The organism is Klebsiella sp. M041 (assembly GCF_059759695.1).
The window spans coordinates 309,973-332,798 of record NZ_JCAXWU010000004.1 but is presented as its reverse complement, the minus strand read 5'-3'; the positions used below and the strand labels follow the sequence as shown (position 1 = coordinate 332,798).

The following is a 22,826-nucleotide window of genomic DNA, read 5'->3' as shown; positions in this document are numbered from 1 at the left end:
AAATGAGATTTTCAGTTAGCACCCAATCATTCTACGATGATAATTATGAGGAAAACGCAATAGTCGACGATTTACCCTCAGATGTTCAGGCGATAGATAATGAGCAATATGCCCGTTTTTTTAATGCAATAAATAGTGACCGGGTGGTTTATCTGGTTGCCGATAAATACAACATTTCTCAACCGCGCCCTGATAAATACCATTCATGGGATGCAGCTGGCAATACCTGGGTTATGACAGATGCAGCCGTAACGCGAAAGTCGGCAGATCTAATAGCTGATGCTGAGCTACGGAGATCTACGTTGTTATCCGAAGCAGGTACCGCGATATCTCCGCTGCAGGATGCTGTTGAACTGGATATGGCAACAGACGAAGAAAAGAGCCGCTATGATGCCTGGCGAAAATACCGCGTATTGCTGATGCGGGTGGATACATCGCTGGCACCTGATATTAACTGGCCTGAGCCGCCCAAAGATTAATCCCGTCCCCGCACCTGCGGGGATTTTTCTGTCCTTTCCATTGTGTCATTCCCCACACATAGCCCGGCGCGTGCGGCGCGCGCTTATTAACCAGAACATAGGCACACCCCCTGTAAATTGGAGAGACTGCCTTATGGCCCAGGATTACCACCACGGGGTGCGCGTTGTTGAAGTCAACGATGGCACCCGATCCATTACCACGGTGAGCACCGCTATCGTGGGCATGGTCTGCACCGGCGATGATGCTGATGCGTCCATGTTTCCGCTCAATAAGCCGGTCCTGCTGACCGATGTGCTGACCGCCAGCGGTAAGGCGGGCGAGTCCGGCACACTGGCTCGTTCGCTGGATGCAATTGCTGATCAGGCAAAACCCGTGACCGTTGTTGTGCGTGTGCCGCAGGGTGAAACGGAAGAAGAAACCACAACTAATATCATCGGCGCAGTGACTGATGAAGGTAAAAAAACAGGCATGAAAGCTCTGTTATCTGCCCAGTCACAGCTCGGCGTTAAACCGCGCATTCTCGGCGTGCCAGGCCACGATAACAAAGCCGTTGCGACTGAGTTGCTGAGCGTGGCGCAAAGCCTGCGTGGGTTTGCTTACCTGTCAGCGTATGGCTGCAAGACAGTGCAGGAGGCGATCACTTACCGTGAAAACTTCAGTCAGCGTGAAGGAATGCTGATCTGGCCCGACTTTACTGGCTGGGACACGGTGCTGAATGCCGAAGCAACGGCTTATGCCACCGCCCGTGCGCTTGGTCTGCGCGCTAAAATTGACGAGCAGACCGGATGGCACAAAAGCCTGTCCAACGTGGGCGTTAACGGTGTCACCGGAATTTCTGCTGATGTGTTCTGGGATCTGCAGGACACGGCAACAGATGCGGGACTGCTGAACCAGAACGACGTCACCACCCTTATCCGCAAAGACGGTTTCCGCTTCTGGGGTTCCCGCTGCCTGAGTGATGACCCGCTCTTTGCCTTCGAAAACTACACCCGCACGGCGCAGGTACTTATGGACACAATGGCAGAAGCGCATATGTGGGCGGTGGACAAACCGCTGAACCCGTCGTTGGCCCGCGACATTATCGAAGGTATCCGCGCCAAAATGCGCAGCCTGGTCAGTCAGGGCTATCTCATTGGTGGTGATTGCTGGCTGGATGAGTCGGTGAACGACAAAGATACTCTGAAAGCCGGGAAGCTCACCATCGACTACGACTACACGCCAGTGCCGCCACTTGAAAACCTGATGCTGCGTCAGCGCATCACCGATCAGTACCTGGTGAATTTCTCCAGCCAGGTCAGCGCGTAAGGGGATAACATGGCTTTACCACGCAAATTAAAACACCTGAACCTGTTTAACGACGGGAACAACTGGCAGGGGATCGTTGAGTCGCTGACGCTGCCGAAATTCACCCGCAAATATGAGAAGTATCGCGGCGGCGGAATGCCGGGGGCGGTGGATGTGGATCTGGGGCTTGATGACAGTGCTCTGGACACAGAATTTTCCATTGGTGGTACTGAACTGCTGCTGTTTAAGCAGATGGGCAAATCCAAGGTGGATGGCATCCAACTGCGCTTTACCGGCTCTATCCAGCGTGACGATACCGGGGAAGTGCAGGCAGTGGAGCTTGTCGTGCGTGGGCGTCACAAAGAAGTGGATTCCGGCGAGTGGAAGACGGGCGAAAGCAACACCACCAAAGTGACCAGTACCAACAGCTACGCGAAGCTGACCATCAATGGTGAGGTGCTCTATGAAGTGGACCTTATCAACATGGTGGAAATTGTGGACGGTGTGGACCTGATGGAAGCGCACCGCAACGCCCTCGGCCTCTGATGTATCTGAACGGCGCGGAATGCCGCGCCAGGCCCCAATTTACAGGACAGCAAAATGAGCGATAAGCAGACTGAAAAGACCATTCAACTGGATACCCCCATCAAGCGTGGTAAAACTGAAATCACCGAAATTGTGCTGCGTAAACCGCAGTCCGGTGCGCTGCGCGGTACACGCCTGCAGGCCATTATGGATATGGATGTGAACGCGATGATGACCGTGATCCCCCGCATCTCCAGCCCGGCACTGACCGCACAGGAAATTGCAGAGATGGACCCGGCAGATCTCACTGCCATGTCGGTTGAGGTTGTCACTTTTTTGTTGAAGAAGTCGGTGCTTGCCGGTTTACCGACAGCCTGACGGTTGACGATCTGGTGGCAGATATCGCCACCATTTTTCACTGGCCGCCATCCGTTACTGACGTTATGCCGCTGACAGAAGTGCTGGAATGGCGGTATAAAGCGATTCAGAGAAGCGGGGCCAACGATGAGTGATAATAACCTGCGCCTGCAGGTCATTCTTAATGCGGTTGACAAACTCACCCGCCCATTCCGTGCTGCACAGGCCAGTTCGAAAGAGCTGGCTGGCGCAATCAGAAACTCCCGTGACGCATTAAAGCAACTCAATCAGGCGGGTAACAGCCTGGAAAAATTTCGCAAGCTGCATGCCGATAACAAAAGGTTAGGCGACAGGCTGAACTATGCCAGACAGAAGGCAAATTTGCTTAGTTCTGAGCTGGAAGCGATGGAACAACCATCACAACGGCACCTTGTGGCTTTAGGTCGGCAAACGCTGGCAGTCCAACGCCTGGAAGAACAACAAAAATATTTGCAGAAGCAAACGGCGCTTGTGCGTGCAGAACTGTATCGGGCGGGAATTTCTGCGAACGATGATGCGGGAGCAACTGCCCGTTTAGCCCGTGAAACATCACGTTATAACCAGGAATTGTCGAAACAGGAGGCGCGGCTGAAGCGACTGGGGGAAGCTCAGCGCAGGATGAATGCGGCGCGTGCCAGTTATGCCCGTTCGCTGGAGGTGCGTGATCGTATTGCAGGAGCCGGAGCCACCACCACGGCTGCAGGGCTGGCAATGGGGACACCAGTGATGGCGGCAGTAAAAAGCTATACCAGCATGGAAGATGCCATGAAAGGTGTGGCAAAGCAGGTCAATGGTCTGCGTGACGATAATGGCAACCGCACTGCACGTTTTTATGAAATGCAGGATGCCATCAAGGCTGCCAGCGAACAGTTGCCGATGGAAAACGGTGCGGTTGACTTCGCTGCACTGGTTGAAGGTGGTGCGCGCATGAACGTCGCAAACCCTGACGACAGCTGGGAAGACCAGAAACGTGACCTGCTGGCCTTCGCCAGTACGGCGGCAAAGGCGGCAACAGCCTTTGAGCTGCCAGCGGATGAACTGTCAGAAAGTCTGGGGAAAATCGCCCAGCTCTACAAAATACCTACCCGCAATATTGAACAGCTCGGTGATGCGCTGAACTATCTGGATGATAACGCCATGTCGAAAGGGGCGGACATCATCGATGTGATGCAACGTCTGGGCGGTGTGGCTGACCGTCTGGATTATCGTAAAGCGGCGGCGCTGGGTTCCACCTTCCTGACTCTGGGGGCTGCGCCGGAGGTTGCAGCCAGTGCAGCAAACGCGATGGTGCGTGAATTGTCCATTGCCACCATGCAAAGCAAGAGTTTCTTTGAAGGGATGAATCTGCTGAAACTCAATCCTGAAGTGATTGAAAAGCAGATGACGAAGGATGCGATGGGAACTATCCAGCGTGTGCTGGAGAAGGTGAACGCACTGCCGCAGGACAAGCGTCTGTCTGCCATGACCATGTTGTTTGGTAAAGAGTTTGGTGATGACGCGGCGAAACTGGCAAACAACCTGCCGGAACTACAGCGCCAGCTAAAACTGACAGCGGGCAATGATGCGCTCGGTTCCATGCAGAAAGAATCCGACATCAACAAGGACTCACTTTCTGCTCAGTGGTTGCTGGTTAAAACCGGAGCGCAGAACACCTTCAGCAGCCTGGGCGAAACGCTGCGCCAGCCGCTGATGGATATTCTGTACACGGTGAAAAGCGTTACGGGAGCGTTGCGTCGCTGGGTGGAAGCTAACCCGGAACTGACGGGCACACTGATGAAAGTAGCGGTTGTTGTGGCTGCGGTTACCGTAGGCCTCGGCACCTTAGCGGTGGCACTGGCTGCAGTGCTGGGGCCGCTGGCAGTGATCCGTCTGGGATTCTCTGTGCTGGGTATCAAAACGTTACCTTCCGTTACGGCAGCAGTAACACGAACCAGCAGCGCGTTGTCCTGGTTAGCTGGCGCTCCACTGGCACTGCTGCGACGCGGGCTTGCTTCATCGGGCAACGCAGCGGGTTTACTTACTGCGCCGTTGTCGTCTTTGCGCCGCACGGCATCACTGACGGGGAATGTCCTGAAAACTGTAGCAGGTGTGCCGGTTGTACTGTTGCGGTCTGGATTATCCGGTTTACGTGCGGTTGCTGTGATGTTTATGAATCCACTGGCAGCACTACGCGGTGGACTGGCTGCCGCAGGCGCGGTGCTGCGAGTACTGGCATCCGGTCCGCTGGCGATGCTGCGCGTTGCCCTGTATGCCATATCTGGTCTGTTAGGTGCTCTGCTCAGTCCGATAGGTCTTGTGGTTACTGCACTGGCGGGCGTGGCGCTGGTTGTCTGGAAATACTGGCAACCCATCACCGCATTTCTCGGTGGCGTGGTGGAAGGATTCAAAGCGGCGGCAGGTCCCGTCAGTGCTGCATTCGAACCACTTAAGCCTGTGTTTCAGTGGATTGGCGACAAAGTGCAGGCGCTGTGGGGCTGGTTTACTGATCTGCTGACGCCCGTTAAGTCGACCTCTGCCGAACTGCAGAGTGCAGCGGCAATGGGGCGGAGATTCGGGGAGGCACTGGCGGAAGGGCTGAATATGGTTATGCATCCGCTGGACTCCCTGAAATCTGGCGTTTCCTGGTTGCTGGAGAAACTCGGCATTGTCAGTAAAGAGGCTGCAAAGGCGAAACTGCCGGAAAGCGTGACGCGTCAGCAACCTGCGACGGTGAATACAGACGGTAAAGTGATGATGCCATCGGGTGGTTTTCCGTCATGGGGATATGGCTTTGCGGGGATGTATGACAGCGGCGGCTATATCCCGCGCGGGCAGTTTGGCATCGTCGGTGAAAACGGGCCGGAAATTGTTAACGGCCCGGCAAATGTGACCAGCCGGAGAAATACAGCTGCACTGGCTGCCGTTGTTGCCGGAATGATGGGTGTTGCTGCCGCGCCTGCAGAGCTTCCACCGTTGCATCCGTTGGCACTTCCCGCGAAAGGCGGTGAAGCGATGTTGAGTCGTGCAGCCACTGTGCCGCCCGTTCAACGGATTGAGGCACCGACGCAGATCATCATTCAGACGCAGCCAGGACAAAGTGCGCAGGATATTGCGCGGGAGGTGGCCCGCCAGCTTGATGAACGTGAACGCAGGCTGAAGGCAAAAGCCAGGAGTAACTACAGCGATCAGGGGGGATACGACGCATGATGATGGTGCTGGGATTATACGTGTTTATGCTGCGCACCGTGCCGTATCAGGAGCTGCAGTATCAGCGCAGCTGGCGACATGCGGCTAACAGCCGGGTTAACCGACGCCCGTCAACGCAGTTTCTGGGACCGGATAACGACATGCTGACGCTTTCTGGCGTTCTTATGCCGGAAATAACAGGCGGCAGGCTGTCGTTGCTGGCACTGGAGCAGATGGCAGAACAGGGGAAAGCATGGCCCCTGATTGAAGGCAGCGGCACGATTTACGGCATGTATGTGATTGAGGGACTGAATCAGACTAAAACGGAGTTTTTCCGCGACGGTATGCCGCGCAGGATTGAGTTCACCCTGTCGCTAAAACGCGTGGATGAATCCCTGTCCGATATGTTCGGTGATCTCAGTGCGCAACTGAATAATCTGCAGGGAACGGCAACATCTGCCTTAAGCGATATCAGTAAAACGGTGGGAGGGCTGCTGTCGTGAATTTCAGCTCTGAACTGCTTAACAAAGGCAACAAAACTCCGGCATTCAGCATCAGTATTGAAGGCAGGGATATCACCACTGTGCTGGACAACCGCCTGATGGGGCTGACGCTGACGGATAACCGGGGATTTGAAGCGGACCAGCTTGATCTGGAGCTGGACGACGCCGATGGAAAAATCGTGCTGCCGCGCCGTGGTGCGGTCATTACGCTGGCGCTGGGCTGGAAGGGGCAGCCGCTTTTCCCGAAAGGGGCATTCACGGTGGACGAGATTGAACACACTGGCGCACCGGACCGCCTGACTATCCGGGCGCGAAGTGCTGATTTTCGGGAAACCCTGAATACCCGCCGTGAAAAATCGTGGCATAACACCACCATCGGGGAAGTGGTGAAGGAAATAGCCGCGCGGCACAAGCTGAAGATGGCACTGGGTAAAGAGCTGTCGGATAAGCCCGTGGAGCATATAGACCAGACTAATGAGAGTGACGGCAGTTTTCTGATGCGACTGGCGCGACAGTACGGTGCCATCGCGTCGGTGAAAAATGGCAATCTGTTATTCATCCGGCAGGGGCAGGGCAAAAGCGCCACTGGTAAACCACTGCCAGTGATCACTATCACACGCAAGGACGGCGACAGTCACCGCTTTACCCTGGCTGATCGCGGAGCCTATACGGGCGTAATTGCCAGTTGGTTGCATACCCGCGAACCCGCGAAGAAAGAAAGCACCACGGTGAAGCGTAAGCGCAGGACTAAGAAGCAGAAGAAAGAGCCGGAAGCGAAGCAGGGCGATTACCTGGTGGGTACAGATGAAAACGTGCTGGTACTTAATCGCACCTATGCCAACCGGAGCAACGCTGAACGGGCAGCGAAAATGCAGTGGGAACGCCTGCAACGCGGCGTTGCGTCATTCTCGCTACAACTGGCGGAAGGGCGGGCAGATCTCTACACGGAAATGCCAGTGAAAGTCAGTGGCTTTAAACAGCCGATAGATGATGCGGAATGGACCATTACGACTCTGACACATACCGTCAGCCCGGATAATGGTTTTACGACCAGTCTTGAGCTTGAAGTGAAGGTTGATGATCTCGAAATGGAATGATTCTTCGCAATGGAGAACTTTTAAGTTTTCAAAATGGAATAATGCGGTATCATTATTGTGAATTTAGCAAAAATGGGGAGAACTCGAAAAATGATGATTTGCCCACTGTGTGGAAGTGCCGCCCATACTCGCAGCAGCTTTCAGGTATCTTCATTGACCAAAGAGCGTTACAACCAGTGCCAGAACATTAACTGCAGCCATACTTTTGTTACCCATGAAACTTTTGTTCGTTCGATTGCAACGCCAAAAGAGTCAAATCCGGTTCAGCCGCATCCAATGAAATCAGGACAGGTGGCGCTCTCTCTTTGACGCTGCCGCCATTTTGTCGCCATCGTTAAACAACAGTGCTTCTAACATCATGATTTTAAACGGTATAAATTTCAGGCAACAAAAAACCCATCAACCTTGAACCGAAGTGGCGGGGTTGATGGGCTCCACAAAATGGGGACATCAAAGAAAAGCAGTGGCATTACTTATGACTGATGCCCTGAGAAAAAGTTCTGCCTGTGGCGGCTTTTTTCGCAAAAAAATTATTGTAGCCCTGGCCAGATGATCACGATGAGCGTCCCGGCGAGGGTGAGCAGCACGTTGGCGATGGCGTAGGTGCCCGCGTAGCCGAGCGCCGGGATGTTGCTGCGCGCGGTATCGCTGATGATCTCCATCGCCGGGGCGCAGGTGCGGGCCCCCATCATGGCGCCGAACAGCATCGCCCGGTTCATGCGCAGCACGTAGGCGCCGAACAGGAAGCAGATCACCACCGGCACCAGGCTGACGATAAGCCCGGCCGCCAGCATCTGGCCGCCGACGGCGCCCAGCCCGTTATTGATCCCGGCCCCGGCGCTGAGCCCGACCCCGGCCATAAACACCATCAGGCCAAACTCTTTCACCATGTTCAGCGCCCCCTGCGGGATATAGCCGAAGGTTGGGTGGTTGGCGCGCAGGAAGCCAAGCATGATGCCGGCGAACAGCAGGCCGGCGGCGTTGCCGATGCCGAAGCTGAAGGAGCTGAACTGGAAGGTGATCATGCCGATCATCAGGCCGACGATAAAGAAGGCGCAGAAGGCGAGGAGGTCGGTCACCTGGCTGTGAATGGAGATAAAGCCGATGCGGTCGGCTACGGTCTTCACGCGGCGGGCGTCGCCGCTGACCTGCAGCACGTCGCCTTTGTTCAGCACCACGTTGTCGTCGATAGGCATCTCGATCTGGCTGCGAATGACCCGGTTCAGGAAGCAGCCGTGATCGGTAAGCTTGAGCTGCGCCAGGCGGCGGCCGACGGCGTTGTGGTTTTTGACCACAATCTCTTCGGTGACGATGCGCATGTCGAGCAGGTCGCGGTCGAACACCTCTTTACCGTTGCGGAAGCTCGGGTCGAGGCGGGCGTGCGCGTCCGGGTAGCCCACCAGCGCAATATCGTCGCCCATCTGCAGCACCGCGTCGCCGTCCGGGTTGGCCAGAATGCCGTTGCGGCGGATGCGTTCGATATAGCAGCCGGTCTGGCGATAAATGCCCAGCTCGCGCAGATTTTTACCATCCGCCCATGCCACCAGCTCCGGGCCGACGCGATAGGCGCGGATCACCGGCAGGTAGACTTTACGTTTGGAATCGGTATCGAGGCCGCGCTCGCGGGCGATTTGCTGGGCGCTGGTCTGCAGATCCTGATGCTGCAGCTTGGGCATATAGCGGGCGCCGACGATCAGGCTCACCAGACCAACCAGGTAGGTCAGGGCATAGCCGAGGCTCAGGTGGTCAAGCGACTGCGCCAGCTGATCGCTGGGCAGGCCGAAATGGCGCAGGGTGTCCCCCGCGCCCACCAGCACCGGGGTGGAGGTCATCGCCCCCGCCAGCATACCGGCGGTGAGCCCGATATCCCAGCCGAACACTTTACCCAGCACCATGGCGATCAGCATCGCGCTGCCGACCATCACCAGGGCCAGCATCAGATAGTTTTTCCCGTCGCGGAAAAAAATCGAAAAAAAGTTAGGACCGGCTTCCACGCCGACGCAAAAAATAAACAACATAAAGCCGAGATTAAGGGCATCGGTGTTAATCGCGAAATGCTGCTGACCTAATAATAGAGAAACGACTAAAACGCCAATGGAATTACCAAGTTGTACTGAGCCGAGACGCAGTTTTCCCAGGCATAGTCCTAATGCAAGTACAACGAATAATAACAGGATGTAATTCCCGTTTAACAAATCTGCGACGTTTATATTCACGAAAGCCAACTTCTCGTTTACTAGTAAGTTGTTGAAGGAAATGGTTATTTGGTCTAAGGTTGCTCAGGCGTTCGCGTTGTCGCGAACCTATTCTGGCACCCTGTTATAACCAGCAAAAATATACCCGCTAGTTTAATCCTTCCTGGATGCGGCGGCTAGTGACAATCGTTTTTAGGCTGGTAGGGGAGTTATTGGCATGGATTGCCGAAATGCTTTATCTGACTGGGCGACGTGGACGTGAGTTAGAGGCAACATCAGGAGGATACGGTGAAATCTGAGCGTAGTTGGGCCGGCATTATCTGTGGCTTCGTTCTGTTCATTGTGGTGTGCTTATCGTTGTTGTTACATATGAAAGGGGCCTTTCGCGCCAGCGGCAACCCGGAGCTGGGCCTGCTCTTCTTTTTGCTGCCAGGGGCGGCGGCGAGCTGTCTCTCTCCCGGACGGCGGGTGCTGCGTCCTTTGCTCGGCGCGATACTGGCGGCGCCGGTCTGTATGGTGACGATGCGGCTGTTTTTCGTCACGCACCGGACGTTCTGGCAGGAGATGGCGTGGGTACTGAGCGCGGTGTTCTGGTGTGCGCTCGGGGCGTTGTGCTTTTTGTTTATCTGCGCCTGGCTTGATACCTGGCGCAGTCATTCATCGAGTAAATAAATTTACTCAGGCAAACAGGCCAAGGTTCTCTTTCGCCCAGGCTTCGAAATCGGTGCAACCGCCGATGTGTTTCTGGTCGACGAAAATCTGCGGTACGGTTTCAACCGGTTTGCCGACGGTTTTTTCCAGATCAGCTTTGCTGATGCCTTCGGCGTGAATATCCACGTAACGGTAGTTAAAGTCATCACGCTCGTTGGTCAGTTTTTCTGCCAGCTCTTTGGCGCGAACGCAGTAAGGGCAGCCTGGACGACCAAAAATAACGGTAAACATTGCTTCTCTCCTTAAACCTCAGCCGGATGGCGAATGGCGCTTATGATGCCTGCATTGGCCGGTGAGGGAAAGAAGGTTCTGCCTTTTGCTTCGATGGTTTACGGCTATGTTTGATAAATGTCGTACTATCAAAACCCGTATACTGACCCGGCGGCGCGGTGGCATTGGCTGGCGCGCCGCGTTTATCAACCGGAGAGGCGTGATGCGAAAATTTGCCCCGTTGCCAAAAAGCATACTGCTGGTTGAGATCCTCGGGATGGGGCTGTTAACCCTCGCCTGGCTCTCGCTTAACCAGTATGTCCAGCTGCCTGCGCCCATTGCCAGCCCGACCGCGGCGCTGGTGATGCTCTTTGCCGGGATCGTGCTGATGATCCCCGCCGCCATCGTCGTGATGTGGCGGATGGCGCAGATCGTGGCCCCGCAGTTAACCCACTCTCCTGAGCCTGAATCCTTGTCTGACAGAGAAAAACGAAATGACGCCGACCATTGAGCTGCTGCGCAGCCACCGTTCTATCCGCCACTTCACCGATGCGCCCGTGAGCGACGAACAGCGCGCGGCGATTATCGCCAGCGCGCAAGCGGCATCTACCTCGAGTTTTTTACAGTGCACCTCCATCATCCGTATTACCGACCCGGCCCTGCGTGAACGTCTGGTCCCGCTGACCGGCGGCCAGCAGCACGTCGCCCAGGCGGCGGAGTTTTGGGTCTTCTGCGCCGACTTTAACCGCCACCTGCAGATCTGCCCGCAGGCGGAGCTGGGGCTGGCGGAACAGCTGCTGATCGGCGTTGTCGATACGGCGCTGCTGGCGCAAAACGCGCTGACCGCCGCCGAGTCCCTCGGGCTGGGTGGCGTCTATATCGGCGGGTTGCGCAACAGCATCGAGGCGGTGACCGAGCTGCTGGAGCTGCCGCTGCACGTCCTGCCGCTGTTCGGTCTTTGCCTTGGCTGGCCGGCGGATAACCCGGACATCAAGCCGCGGATGCCGGCCGCCATGCTGGTGCATGAGAACCGCTATCAGCCGCTGGATAACGCGCTGCTGGCGGAGTATGACGAACAGCTGGCGCACTATTATCTGTCGCGCGGCAGCAACGCCCGCCGCGATACCTGGAGCGATCATATCCGTCGCACTATCGTGAAAGAGAGTCGTCCGTTTATTCTCGACTATCTGCATAAGCAGGGGTGGGCAACGCGCTGATTACGTGTACACTGCTGCTCCGGCCAGGCGGTATCCGACGCTGGCGGCAGGAAAGGTGGAAGTGTGTTCGATAGCTGAGGCCCGCCAGTGCGGGTCTTTTTGCAGAGGTGCAGGATGAAAATTGCCATATTATCCCGGGATGGAACGCTTTATTCATGTCGACGCCTGCGCGAAGCGGCGCAACAGCGCGGGCATCAGGTCGAGATCCTCGATCCGCTTTCCTGTTATATGAACGTCAGCCCGGTGGCCTCTTCGATCCACTATAAAGGGCGCCAGCTGCCGCACTTTGATGCGGTGATCCCGCGCATTGGCTCGGCGATTACCTACTATGGCACCGCGGCCCTGCGTCAGTTTGAGCTCCTGGGAAGCTATCCGCTGAACGAATCTGTCGCCATCACCCGCGCTCGCGATAAGCTGCGCTCGCTGCAGCTGCTGGCGCGCCAGGGCATCGATCTGCCGCTGACCGGCATCGCTCACTCCCCCGATGACACCAGCGATCTGATCGCCATGGTCGGCGGCGCGCCGCTGGTGGTGAAGCTGGTGGAGGGCACCCAGGGGATCGGCGTGGTGCTGGCGGAGACCCGCCAGGCGGCGGAGAGCGTGATCGACGCCTTTCGCGGGCTGAACGCCCACATCCTGGTGCAGGAATACATTGCCGAGGCGAAAGGCTGCGATATTCGCTGCCTGGTGGTCGGCAATGAGGTGGTGGCGGCGATCGAACGGCGGGCGAAAGAGGGCGATTTTCGCTCTAACCTGCACCGTGGCGGCATGGCTACGGTGGCGCAGATTAGCGATGAGGAGCGCGCCATTGCCATCAAGGCGACGCAAACTCTGGGCCTGGACGTCGCCGGTGTCGATATTTTACGCGCCACCCGCGGGCCGCTGGTGATGGAGGTGAATGCCTCGCCCGGACTGGAAGGCGTGGAAACCACCTCCGGCGTGGACATCGCCAGCAGGATGATCGCCTGGATCGAGCGCCAGGCGACCCCAGAATTCTGTTTGAAAATAGGCGGCTAACCGCCGGATGCAAGACTGTCATGGTATGCGGCGCTTTTTTTGCGTAAGCTATGGCGTCGTTTTTCCACTGTAAGAGGTCACAGGCACTATGGATTCACTGGTCGTTCCAGGTCTGGATACGCTACGTCGCTGGCTGGATGAGATCGGCATCAGCTTTTTTGAGTGCGATTCCTGTCAGGCATTGCACCTGCCGCATATGCAGAATTTCGACGGTATTTTTGATGCCAAAATTGACCTGGTGGATAACGTGGTGCTCTTTTCCGCCCTGGCGGAGGTGAAGCCGTCTGCTTTACTGGCGCTGTCGGCGGATCTCTCGGCCATCAACGCCAGTTCGTTAACCGTGAAGGCGTTTATCGACATTCAGGACGATAATTTGCCCAAGCTGGTGGTCTGCCAGTCGCTGTCTATCGGCCCCGGGGTGACGATGGAGCAGTTCGCCTGGTTCTTCCGCCAAAGCGAGGAGCAGATCTCGATGGTGATCCTCGAAGCCGGCGCCAATCAGCTGCTGTACAAAGGCGAAGAAGAAGAGCCGGCCGCAGAAAACGTGCAATACCATTTTCTTCACTAAACCTGCCTAAAATTAGCGCAGCCACTACCGCAGCGGCTGCGTATTACCCGCTTTTATTCTGCATTTAACCTTTCTTTAAAGCATTATTCACCGCCATTCAGGCCGTTTTGGCTTATCACGTAGACCGTTATTGCATAAAAATTTGATAAAAGGCGTTTTTTTACCTGGGCTATAGCCTCTTATTCTGGCTACAGTTATTCTGGCGATGCTTCCAGTTGCGAGCAACCACTCCGGGAGAGATCCGCTCTCCTTTTCTCAGGCAATGAAAAAATATGCATGATTTTTGCATGCGTAGAAATGCGTATATTTGAGCCCGTAAGTTAACGGGCGTTGAGAAGGAAAAGAGATATGACCGCCTTTGGTAAAAAATGGTTAACAGGTCTGGTTACGGGTGCGCTGATGGCCGTCTCTGCCGGTTCGCTCGCCGCCGAACAAAAAACCCTGCATGTCTATAACTGGTCTGATTATATTGCGCCGGACACCGTGGCCAATTTCGAAAAAGAGACCGGGATTAAAGTCGTGTATGACGTTTTTGATTCCAATGAAGTGCTGGAAGGTAAATTAATGGCCGGCAGCACCGGTTTCGATCTGGTGGTGCCATCGGCCAGCTTCCTTGAGCGCCAGCTGGCGGCGGGCGTGTTCCAGCCGCTGGATAAGAGCAAGCTGCCGAACTGGAAGAATCTCGACCCCGAAGTGCTGAAGCTGGTCGCCAAGCATGACCCGGAGAATAAATACGCCATGCCTTACCTGTGGGCGACGACGGGCATTGGCTACAACGTTGATAAAGTGAAAGCCGTCCTCGGCAAAGATGCGCCGGTGGACAGCTGGGATCTGGTGCTGAAGCCGGAGAACCTTGAAAAACTGAAAAGCTGCGGCGTCTCCTTCCTCGATGCGCCGGAAGAGATTTTCGCCACCGTGCTGAACTACCTTGGCAAGGATCCGAACAGCAGCAAAGCGAATGATTACACCGGCCCGGCCACCGATCTGCTGCTGAAGCTGCGGCCGAACATTCGCTACTTCCACTCTTCACAATATATTAACGACCTCGCCAATGGCGACATCTGCGTGGCGATCGGCTGGGCAGGGGACGTCTGGCAGGCGGCGAACCGCGCGAAAGAGGCGAAGAACGGCGTCAACGTCTCCTACTTTATTCCGAAGGAAGGCGCCCTGGCGTTCTTTGACGTCTTTGCGATGCCGGCCGACGCTAAAAATAAAGATGAGGCCTATCAGTTCCTTAACTATCTGATGCGCCCGGATGTGATCGCCAAAATCAGCGACCAGGTGTTCTACGCCAACGGCAACAAGGCCTCCACGCCGCTGGTCAGCGAGACTATCCGTAACAACCCGGCGATTTATCCGCCAGCGGATGTGTTCGCCAAACTGTTCACGCTGAAGGTGCAGGATCCGAAGATCGACCGCGTGCGCACCCGCGCGTGGACCAAAGTGAAGAGCGGTAAATAAACTCTGACGGCCCGGTAAGCGGGCCGTATCAGAACGGCACTCGCCGGGAAATGGCAGCGCGCCCGGCGAGCAGAAGCACCAGGATGGTGCACCTGCACTGTTAAGCACGAAGTATGGCACCGGACCATATGGTGATCGTTTTTTTGCCGGAGAGCACCCGATTGAACGACGTAATGCCCCGCCCACAGGCGAAAGCCCCCAAAGCGCTGACCCCGCTGCTGGAAATCCGTAACTTAACCAAGTCGTTTGATGGCCAGCACGCTGTCGACGATGTCAGTCTCACTATTTATAAAGGCGAAATTTTTGCTCTGCTGGGCGCATCAGGCTGCGGGAAATCGACCCTGCTGCGCATGCTGGCGGGCTTTGAGCAACCGACCGCCGGACAGATTATGCTCGACGGCGTGGATCTGGCGCGCGTACCGCCCTATCAGCGGCCTATCAATATGATGTTCCAGTCCTACGCCCTGTTTCCCCATATGACCGTTGAGCAGAATATCGCTTTCGGCCTGAAGCAGGATCGTCTGCCTAAGGCGGAAATCACCGCCCGGGTGCAGGAGATGCTGGCTCTGGTGCACATGCAGGAGTTCGCTAAACGTAAGCCGCACCAGCTCTCTGGCGGTCAGCGCCAGCGCGTCGCGTTGGCGCGCAGCCTGGCGAAACGACCAAAGCTGCTGCTGCTCGACGAGCCGATGGGGGCGCTGGATAAAAAGCTGCGCGATCGCATGCAGCTGGAGGTGGTAGATATTCTTGAGCGCGTTGGCGTGACCTGCGTGATGGTGACTCACGATCAGGAAGAGGCCATGACCATGGCGGGCCGTATCGCCATCATGAACCGCGGCAAGTTTGTGCAGATTGGCGAACCGGAAGAGATTTACGAGCACCCGACCACCCGCTACAGCGCCGAGTTCATCGGCTCGGTGAACGTCTTTGAAGGGCTGGTGAAAGAGCGTCTGGAAGATGGCCTGGTGCTGCGCTCGCCGGGACTGGTGCATCCGCTGAAGGTCGACCCCGACGCCTCGGTGGTGGACAACGTGCCGGTGTGGGTGGCGCTGCGTCCGGAGAAAATCATGCTGTGCGATGAGCCGCCGGCGGATGGCTACAATTTTGCCGTCGGCGAGGTGATTCATATCGCCTATCTGGGGGATCTCTCCATCTACCATGTGCGCCTGCAAAGCGGGCAGATGATCAGCGCCCAGCTGCAGAATGAGCACCGCCATCGGAAAGGGACGCCCACCTGGGGTGACGAGGTGCGTTTATGCTGGGATGCGGACAGCTGCGTTGTACTGACGGTGTAAGGAGAGGGCGATGAGTACCGTTGAATCCCCGTCAGGGGCGAAAAAACCGGGCGGCTTCGCGCTGTGGGCGGCGCGCCTGCAGATGGCGCATGGCCGCAAGCTGGTGATCGCGCTGCCCTATCTGTGGCTGATCCTGTTGTTTATGCTGCCGTTCCTGATCGTGTTCAAGATAAGTCTTGCCGAGATGGCGCGGGCGATCCCTCCCTACACCGATCTGATGGAGTGGGCGGATGGTCAGCTGACGCTGACCCTTAACTTTGCCAACTTCCTGCAGCTGACCGACGATCCGCTCTATTTTGAGGCTTATCTGCAGTCGCTGCAGGTGGCGGGCATCTCGACGCTCTGCTGCCTGCTGCTGGGCTATCCGCTGGCCTGGGCGGTGGCGCACAGCAAGCCGTCGACGCGCAATATTCTGCTGTTGCTGGTGATCCTCCCGTCGTGGACGTCGTTTTTGATCCGCGTCTATGCCTGGATGGGACTGCTGAAAAGCAACGGGGTGTTGAATAACTTCCTGCTGTGGCTAGGGGTTATCGATCAGCCGCTGGAGATCCTGCACACCAACCTGGCGGTATATATCGGTATCGTCTATGCCTATCTGCCGTTTATGGTGCTGCCTATCTACACCGCGCTGACCCGCATCGACTATTCGCTGGTGGAGGCCTCGCTGGATCTCGGCGCCCGGCCGCTGAAGACCTTCTTTCAGGTGATCGTTCCGCTCACCAAAGGGGGGATTATCGCTGGCTCCATGCTGGTGTTTATCCCGGCGGTGGGGGAGTTCGTGATCCCGGAGCTGCTGGGCGGGCCGGACAGCATTATGATTGGCCGCGTGCTGTGGCAGGAGTTCTTTAACAACCGTGACTGGCCGGTGGCTTCGGCGGTGGCGATTGTCATGCTGCTGCTGCTGATCGTGCCGATCATGTGGTTCCATAAGCACCAGCAAAAACAGATGGGAGAGCAGGGATGAACGACTTGCCGGTAGTACGCTCGCCGTGGCGCATTCTGATCCTCGTGCTCGGGTTCACCTTCCTCTATGCCCCGATGCTGATGCTGGTGATCTACTCCTTCAATAGCTCAAAGCTGGTGACGGTCTGGGCCGGGTGGTCAACGCGCTGGTATAGCGAGCTGTTCCACGATGACGCGATGATGAGCGCGGTGGGGCTCAGCCTGACTATCGCCGCCTGCGCGGCGACGGCGGCGGCGATCCTTGGCACCATCGCCGCGGTGGTGATGGTGCGCTTTGGACGTTTTCGCGGCTCCAACGGCTTCGCGTTTATGATCACCGCGCCGCTGGTCATGCCGGACGTGATCACCGGGCTCTCGCTGCTGCTGCTGTTCGTGGCGCTGGGACATGCCATCGGCTGGCCGTCGGATCGCGGGATGCTGACCATCTGGCTGGCGCACGTCACCTTCTGTACCGCCTACGTGGCGGTGGTGATCTCCTCGCGCCTGCGTGAGCTGGACCACTCGATCGAAGAGGCGGCGATGGATCTGGGCGCCGCGCCGCTGAAGGTCTTCTTCGTCATCACGCTGCCGATGATTATGCCAGCGGTGATCTCCGGCTGGCTGCTGGCCTTCACGCTGTCGCTGGATGACCTGGTGATCGCCAGCTTTGTCTCCGGTCCCGGGGCCACGACCTTGCCGATGCTGGTCTTCTCCAGCGTGCGCATGGGGGTCAACCCGGAGATTAACGCCCTGGCGACGCTCATCCTCGGCGTGGTCGGCGTTGTTGGTTTTATCGCCTGGTATTTGATGGCCCGCGCAGAAAAGCAGCGAGTGCGCGATATCCAGCGTGCAAGACAAGGCTGAACCACCTAAAATCGGTACAGCAGCCTCCGGTCGGCGCCACTCTGTGGCGCCGTTTTCATGGAAGACATTACGTTGGGATTGTTTACGAAAACTCGCTCATCGCATGCCCGCCTTAACGTCCCTGCGCTGGTGCAGGTGGCGGCCTTTGCGATTATTTTGATTCGCGGTCTGGATCTGCTGATGATCCTCAATCTGTTGGGCCTGCAGGGGCTGAACGAATTCATACACCGTAGCGTCCAGACCTGGAACCTGACGCTGGTCTTCCTCGGCAGCCTGGCGCTGGTGTTTATCGAAATCTGGTGCGCCTTCTCGCTGGTGAAAGGGCGCAACTGGGCGCGCTGGGTTTATCTGCTGACGCAGATGATAGCCGCCGGCTACCTGTGGGCGGCGTCGCTGGGCTATGGGTATCCGGAGCTGTTCAGTATTCCCGGCGAATCCAAACGGGAGATCTTCCACTCGCTGGTGATGCAAAAACTGCCGGATCTGCTGGTCCTGACGCTGCTGTTTGTGCCAGCGACCTGCCGTCGGTTTTTCCGCCTGCAATAACGGTGATACAATCCCCGCCCCTGGAATTTTGAAGGTCAATTATGCATTGCGCACTCTACGACGCCGGCCGCTGCCGTTCCTGTCAATGGCTGGAACGGTCGGTTCCGCAACAGCTCGCCGATAAAATGGCCGACCTGCGCACGCTGCTGGCGGCAATCCCCGTCGCCGACTGGGGCGAGCCGGTCAGCGGGCCGGAGGCGGCTTTCCGTAACAAGGCCAAAATGGTGGTCAGCGGCAGCGTGGAGCGTCCGCTGCTGGGGATGCTGCACCGCGATGGCACCCCGGTGGACCTCACCGACTGCCCGCTCTATCCCGCCGAGTTTGCGCCGGTGTTTGCCGGCCTGAAGCCCTTTATCGCCCGCGCCGGGTTAACTCCCTACAACGTCGCGCGCAAGCGCGGGGAGCTGAAATATCTGCTGCTGACCGCCAGCCAGCAGGGGGAGATGATGCTGCGCTTTGTGCTGCGCTCAGAGGCCAAGGTGGCCCAGCTGCGCGCCGCGCTGCCCTGGCTGCAGGCACAGCTCCCGCAGCTCAAGGTGATCACGGCGAATATCCAGCCGGTGCATATGGCAATCATGGAAGGCGAGCAGGAGATCTTCTTCACCGAACAGCAGGCGCTGGGCGAGGTCTTTAATGAGGTGCCGCTGTGGATCCGTCCGCAAAGCTTCTTTCAGACTAACCCGACGGTAGCCAGCCGGCTGTACGCCACCGCCCGCGACTGGGTGCGCGCGCTGCCGGTCCAGCATATGTGGGATCTGTTTTGCGGCGTCGGCGGTTTTGGCCTGCACTGCGCGACGCCGGCGATGCGCCTGACCGGGATAGAGATAGCCCCGGAAGCGATCGCCTGCGCCAGGCAGTCTGCCGCGCAGCTGGGGCTCGGCAATCTGCATTTTCAGGCGCTGGACTCCACGCGGTTCGCCACGCATGAAGCGGATATCCCGCAGCTGGTGCTGGTCAACCCGCCGCGACGCGGCATTGGCGCTGAACTGTGCGACTATTTGAGCCGCATGGCGCCGCCCTACATTATCTATTCCAGCTGTAACGCCCGCACCATGGCGACCGACATTGCCCGTCTTAGCGGCTATCGCGTCGAGCGGGTCCAGCTGTTTGATATGTTCCCTCATACCGCCCACTACGAAGTGCTGACCTTGCTGGTCCGCGAAGTTTAAACAAAATGTGAAGGCTTTGCGCCGCCGAAATCGGGTAAGCTTGACGCAGCATGTTTTGTTATTGGTGGGGGGAATCTAATGGCCAAAACCATTCTGCTGGTGGAAGATGATGAGGATATAGCCACGCTGCTGCGGCTCAATCTGCAGGATGAGGGCTATCAGATTGTGCATGAGGCCGATGGCGGCCAGGCCCTCGCCCGACTGGAAACGCGGGTCTGGGATGCGGTGATCCTCGATTTGATGCTGCCCGGCGTCGATGGCCTGGAGATCTGCCGGCGCATCCGCCAGATGACCCGCTATCTGCCGGTGATCATCATCAGCGCTCGCACCAGCGAAATGCACCGTGTGCTGGGCCTGGAGATGGGCGCTGACGACTATCTGGCGAAACCCTTTTCGTTACTGGAACTTATCGCCCGCGTTAAAGCGCTGTTTCGTCGCCAGGAGGCGATGGGGCAGAACCTGCTGATGGACGCCGGGCGCCTGTCCTGCCATGGTCTGAGCATCGATCCGCTGTCCCGCGAAGTGAGGCTGCGCGGCGAGATGGTGGACCTCACCCCGCGCGAATTTGAGCTGCTGTATTACTTTGCCCGCCATCCCGGGGAGGTGTTTTCCCGGCTGGCGCTGCTGGAGCAGGTCTGGGGATATCAGCATGAGGGCTATGAGCACACGGTCAATACCCATATCAACCGCCTGCGCAGTAAAATCGAACGTGACCCGGCCGAGCCGGACATCATTCTGACCGTCTGGGGAAAAGGCTATAAGTTCGCCCCGGTGACCCAGGAGGCCGCCCCGTGATCCGCCGCCTGAGCCTCAGCCAGCGGCTGGCGCTGGTGGTGGTCTCCCTGCTGATGCTGTGCGCGGCGGCGGTGTGCGCCGTTCAGTTACACAGCAGCGCGCAGTATGGCAACGCCATGGTGCAGCGCCTCTCCGCCGGGCTGGCTCAGCAAATTGTGGCCCGCGAACCGCTGCTGGACGCCCACGGCGAGGTCAACCGGCAAACCCTGAAGTCGCTGTTTGACCGCCTGATGACCTTTAATCCCAGCGTGGAGCTCTATCTGCTGTCGCCGGATGGCGACCTGCTGGCCGATGCGGCGCCGCCGGGCCATATCCAACGCCAGCGGATCGACATGGCGCCGGTACAGGTTTTTCTCACCGGCAGTACGTCGCCGGTGTATGGCGACGATCCCCGCAGCCTTGACGGGCGAAAAGTCTTCAGCGCCGCCCCGCTGCGCGTCGACGGCCAGCTGCGCGGCTACCTGTATATCATTTTGCAGGGGGAGACCTTTAATCAGCTGGCGGCCGACGCCTGGCAAAAAACGCTGTGGAGCATTGTTCTGTGGACCCTGCTGCTGGTGGCCCTGTTTGGTCTGCTGGCGGGAGGCCTGGCATGGTTCTGGGTTACCCGGCCTGTCCGCCAGCTCACCGCCCAGGTGGCGGCGAACGATCGGGACAGCATCAGCGCCATCAAAACCCTGGCGGCCCGCACGCCGGAGCCACAGCCCGGTAACGAGGTAGCGGTCCTTGAGAACCGCTTTATTGACCTTGCCCGGCAGATAGCCGGTCAGTGGGATCGGCTGGCCGACAGCGACCGCCAGCGCCGCGAATTTGTGGCCAATATTTCCCACGATTTGCGCACACCGCTGACTTCGCTGCTGGGGTATCTGGAAACGCTGACCCTGAAGGACGAAAGGCTGACCGCCGAGGAGCGAAGGCAGTATCTCACCATCGCCCTGCGCCAGGGCAACAAGGTGCGCCATCTTTCACAGCAGCTGTTTGAGCTGGCGCGACTGGAGCACGGGAGCATTAAACCGCAGCGCGAGCGTTTCGCGATGGCGGAGCTGATTTCCGACGTGGCGCAGAAGTTTGAACTCACCGCCCGCACGCGCGAGGTGAACCTGCAAATTGATGTGCCGGGGCCGTTGCCGCTGATCAACGCCGATGTGTCAATGATTGAGAGGGTGGTGACCAACCTGCTCGATAACGCGATGCGGCATACTCCCGTCGGCGGGGAGATCCGTCTGGCGGTCTGGCAGGAGAATCAACAGATCCAGGTCGAAGTGGCAGACAACGGAACGGGCGTCGATGCCGCGCTGCGCGATGATCTGTTCCAGCGGCCGTCGGCGTTGTCTACCCAGGCGTCGCGGGAGGATCGCGGTGGGTTAGGGCTGCTGATTGTGAAACGGATGCTGGAGCTGCACGGGGGCGGGATCCGGCTGGTGGAGTCGGTAAGCGGGGCGCGGTTCAGGTTCTTCGTGCCACTTTGAGAAATTGCCGGGTGGCGGCTACGCCTTACCCGGCTACGGGGACGGAGCAGGCCGGGTAAGCGCAGCGCCCCCCCGGCAAAAAAATTACTCAGGGAACCACTGGTTGCTGATTTTCTGGTAGGTACCGTCGGCTTTAATCGCCTTCAGCGCGGCGTTCAGTTTCTCCAGCAGCGCCTTGTTATCCGGGCGCACGGCAATCCCAAGGCCGGTGCCAAAGTATTGCGGATCGGTTACTTTCGGCGTGGCTGCCCCCAGCTGCGGGTTGGTTTTCAGCCACTCGTTGACCACCGCCGTGTCGCCGAACACGCCGTCGATACGGCCATTTTTCAGGTCGATAATCGCGTTCTGGTAGCTGTCATAGGCGACGGTCTTCACCTCAGGATGTTTATCCTGCAGATATTTCTGGTGGGTGGTGCCGTTTTCCATGCCGATCCGTTTGCCTTTCAAATCATCGAACGAGTGGAACGCGTCTTTTTTGGCGATCACCAGCGCGGAGTTGGCGTAGTACGGGTCGGTGAAGGCCACCTGCTTGCTGCGTTCCGGCGTAATATCCATTCCGGAAATCACCGCGTCATACTTCTTAAACTTCAGCGCCGGGATCAGGCTGTCAAACGCGTGGTTGGTAAAGGTGCATTCTGCCTGCATTTGTTTGCACAGCGCATGGGCCAGATCGATATCAAAGCCGACAATCTGGTTATTCGCGTCCATCGATTCAAACGGCGGATAGGTCGCGGACACGCCGAAGCTGATTTTCTCCGCGGCGGCGGCGCCGAAGGTGAACGTGGTGAGCAGTGCAGCCAGAACTAACTTTTTCATCGTGGAACTCCCGTCTGTCAATCTTATGATTATTCGCCGTGTCTGCGGCATAGGGTGACAATGCCATTAAATGAATTTGTATGCAATAAAAATGATTAAAT

25 protein-coding genes are annotated in these 22,826 nt (G+C 57.5%); 22 read left to right on the top strand and 3 right to left on the bottom strand.

Annotated elements, in window-relative coordinates; all coding sequences use genetic code 11:
• The first annotated feature begins 2 nt into the window (after nt 1–2).
• The 9 genes from AC6CWS_RS07145 to AC6CWS_RS07105 all read left to right on the top strand — a co-directional run bounded on the left by AC6CWS_RS07145 (nt 3) and on the right by AC6CWS_RS07105 (nt 7,759).
• Entirely contained in the window at nt 3–479 is a 477-nt protein-coding gene (locus AC6CWS_RS07145) for a tail fiber assembly protein (RefSeq protein WP_040197578.1), read from the top strand.
• A gap of 133 nt (nt 480–612) precedes the next feature.
• Nucleotides 613–1,785: a phage tail sheath protein gene (locus AC6CWS_RS07140; protein WP_040197576.1), complete on the top strand. Its 1,173-nt coding sequence runs from the start codon at nt 613–615 to the stop codon at nt 1,783–1,785.
• 9 nt (nt 1,786–1,794) lie between these two features.
• On the top strand, nt 1,795–2,310 hold the full coding sequence (locus AC6CWS_RS07135) for a phage major tail tube protein (protein ID WP_102062315.1): 516 nt from the start codon (nt 1,795–1,797) through the stop codon (nt 2,308–2,310).
• 54 nt (nt 2,311–2,364) lie between these two features.
• The gene (locus AC6CWS_RS07130; protein ID WP_001281009.1) at nt 2,365–2,667 is read left to right on the top strand and encodes a phage tail assembly protein; all 303 of its coding nucleotides are present in this window, start codon (nt 2,365–2,367) and stop codon (nt 2,665–2,667) included.
• 14 nt (nt 2,668–2,681) lie between these two features.
• Nucleotides 2,682–2,801, top strand: coding sequence for a GpE family phage tail protein (locus AC6CWS_RS07125; RefSeq protein ID WP_000763311.1), 120 nt, complete (start codon nt 2,682–2,684; stop codon nt 2,799–2,801).
• Nucleotides 2,794–5,871: a phage tail tape measure protein gene (locus tag AC6CWS_RS07120; protein ID WP_102062314.1), complete on the top strand. Its 3,078-nt coding sequence runs from the start codon at nt 2,794–2,796 to the stop codon at nt 5,869–5,871. Before AC6CWS_RS07125 ends, AC6CWS_RS07120 begins: the two co-directional genes overlap by 8 nt.
• Nucleotides 5,868–6,353, top strand: a complete 486-nt coding sequence (locus tag AC6CWS_RS07115; RefSeq protein WP_000980395.1) for a phage tail protein — start codon at nt 5,868–5,870, stop codon at nt 6,351–6,353. The genes AC6CWS_RS07120 and AC6CWS_RS07115 overlap by 4 nt, the downstream gene beginning before the upstream one ends.
• On the top strand, nt 6,350–7,450 hold the full coding sequence (locus tag AC6CWS_RS07110) for a phage late control D family protein (RefSeq protein ID WP_075886509.1): 1,101 nt from the start codon (nt 6,350–6,352) through the stop codon (nt 7,448–7,450). The genes AC6CWS_RS07115 and AC6CWS_RS07110 overlap by 4 nt, the downstream gene beginning before the upstream one ends.
• A gap of 90 nt (nt 7,451–7,540) precedes the next feature.
• Nucleotides 7,541–7,759, top strand: coding sequence for an ogr/Delta-like zinc finger family protein (locus AC6CWS_RS07105; protein ID WP_000972391.1), 219 nt, complete (start codon nt 7,541–7,543; stop codon nt 7,757–7,759).
• A 221-nt stretch (nt 7,760–7,980) separates the two neighbouring features.
• Here the strand turns inward: AC6CWS_RS07105 and AC6CWS_RS07100 are convergent, their stop codons facing one another.
• Nucleotides 7,981–9,666: an aspartate:alanine antiporter gene (locus tag AC6CWS_RS07100; RefSeq protein WP_004179131.1), complete on the bottom strand. Its 1,686-nt coding sequence runs from the start codon at nt 9,664–9,666 to the stop codon at nt 7,981–7,983.
• A gap of 267 nt (nt 9,667–9,933) precedes the next feature.
• On the opposite strand from AC6CWS_RS07100, the gene ybjM reads away from it, so the two are divergent.
• Nucleotides 9,934–10,317 carry an inner membrane protein YbjM gene (ybjM, locus tag AC6CWS_RS07095; protein ID WP_002896351.1) on the top strand — a complete coding sequence of 128 codons (384 nt, stop codon included), beginning with the start codon at nt 9,934–9,936 and terminating at the stop codon, nt 10,315–10,317.
• 6 nt (nt 10,318–10,323) lie between these two features.
• On the opposite strand, the gene AC6CWS_RS07090 is transcribed toward ybjM, so the two are convergent.
• A complete protein-coding gene (locus AC6CWS_RS07090) occupies nt 10,324–10,587 on the bottom strand; it encodes a GrxA family glutaredoxin (protein WP_002896352.1) in 264 nt (87 codons plus the stop codon).
• A 202-nt stretch (nt 10,588–10,789) separates the two neighbouring features.
• Between AC6CWS_RS07090 and AC6CWS_RS07085 the strand changes: the two genes are divergently transcribed.
• The 12 genes from AC6CWS_RS07085 (at nt 10,790) to AC6CWS_RS07030 (ending at nt 21,909) form a co-directional block, all read left to right on the top strand.
• Nucleotides 10,790–11,077 carry a YbjC family protein gene (locus tag AC6CWS_RS07085; RefSeq protein WP_004201326.1) on the top strand — a complete coding sequence of 96 codons (288 nt, stop codon included), beginning with the start codon at nt 10,790–10,792 and terminating at the stop codon, nt 11,075–11,077.
• Complete coding sequence (nfsA, locus tag AC6CWS_RS07080; protein ID WP_048334563.1) at nt 11,061–11,783, top strand: nitroreductase NfsA; 723 nt, start codon at nt 11,061–11,063, stop codon at nt 11,781–11,783. The genes AC6CWS_RS07085 and nfsA overlap by 17 nt, the downstream gene beginning before the upstream one ends.
• A 114-nt stretch (nt 11,784–11,897) precedes the next feature.
• Complete coding sequence (gene rimK / locus AC6CWS_RS07075) at nt 11,898–12,800, top strand: 30S ribosomal protein S6--L-glutamate ligase (RefSeq protein WP_023288981.1); 903 nt, start codon at nt 11,898–11,900, stop codon at nt 12,798–12,800.
• Nucleotides 12,801–12,888: 88 nt separating this feature from the next.
• Nucleotides 12,889–13,368: a type III secretion system chaperone family protein gene (locus AC6CWS_RS07070; protein WP_002896365.1), complete on the top strand. Its 480-nt coding sequence runs from the start codon at nt 12,889–12,891 to the stop codon at nt 13,366–13,368.
• A gap of 348 nt (nt 13,369–13,716) precedes the next feature.
• Nucleotides 13,717–14,829, top strand: coding sequence for a spermidine/putrescine ABC transporter substrate-binding protein PotF (potF, locus tag AC6CWS_RS07065; RefSeq protein ID WP_023288982.1), 1,113 nt, complete (start codon nt 13,717–13,719; stop codon nt 14,827–14,829).
• Nucleotides 14,830–14,990: 161 nt separating this feature from the next.
• Entirely contained in the window at nt 14,991–16,124 is a 1,134-nt protein-coding gene (gene potG, locus AC6CWS_RS07060) for a putrescine ABC transporter ATP-binding subunit PotG (protein WP_044521950.1), read from the top strand.
• Nucleotides 16,125–16,134: 10 nt separating this feature from the next.
• Nucleotides 16,135–17,088 carry a putrescine ABC transporter permease PotH gene (gene potH, locus AC6CWS_RS07055; protein ID WP_004201331.1) on the top strand — a complete coding sequence of 318 codons (954 nt, stop codon included), beginning with the start codon at nt 16,135–16,137 and terminating at the stop codon, nt 17,086–17,088.
• Nucleotides 17,085–17,930 (top strand): putrescine ABC transporter permease PotI, encoded by an 846-nt coding sequence (gene potI / locus AC6CWS_RS07050; protein WP_023288984.1) that lies wholly within the window; start codon nt 17,085–17,087, stop codon nt 17,928–17,930. The genes potH and potI overlap by 4 nt, the downstream gene beginning before the upstream one ends.
• 57 nt (nt 17,931–17,987) lie before the next feature.
• Nucleotides 17,988–18,476 carry a YbjO family protein gene (locus AC6CWS_RS07045; RefSeq protein WP_023288985.1) on the top strand — a complete coding sequence of 163 codons (489 nt, stop codon included), beginning with the start codon at nt 17,988–17,990 and terminating at the stop codon, nt 18,474–18,476.
• Between the two features lie 41 nt (nt 18,477–18,517).
• A complete protein-coding gene (gene rlmC / locus AC6CWS_RS07040) occupies nt 18,518–19,645 on the top strand; it encodes a 23S rRNA (uracil(747)-C(5))-methyltransferase RlmC (RefSeq protein WP_048297139.1) in 1,128 nt (375 codons plus the stop codon).
• A gap of 78 nt (nt 19,646–19,723) precedes the next feature.
• On the top strand, nt 19,724–20,440 hold the full coding sequence (locus tag AC6CWS_RS07035; RefSeq protein ID WP_023288987.1) for a winged helix-turn-helix domain-containing protein: 717 nt from the start codon (nt 19,724–19,726) through the stop codon (nt 20,438–20,440).
• Complete coding sequence (locus AC6CWS_RS07030) at nt 20,437–21,909, top strand: sensor histidine kinase (protein WP_065881870.1); 1,473 nt, start codon at nt 20,437–20,439, stop codon at nt 21,907–21,909. Before AC6CWS_RS07035 ends, AC6CWS_RS07030 begins: the two co-directional genes overlap by 4 nt.
• Before the next feature lie 84 nt (nt 21,910–21,993).
• Here the strand turns inward: AC6CWS_RS07030 and artJ are convergent, their stop codons facing one another.
• The gene (gene artJ / locus AC6CWS_RS07025) at nt 21,994–22,725 is read right to left on the bottom strand and encodes an arginine ABC transporter substrate-binding protein ArtJ (RefSeq protein ID WP_004201336.1); all 732 of its coding nucleotides are present in this window, start codon (nt 22,723–22,725) and stop codon (nt 21,994–21,996) included.
• Nucleotides 22,726–22,826 lie beyond the last annotated feature (101 nt).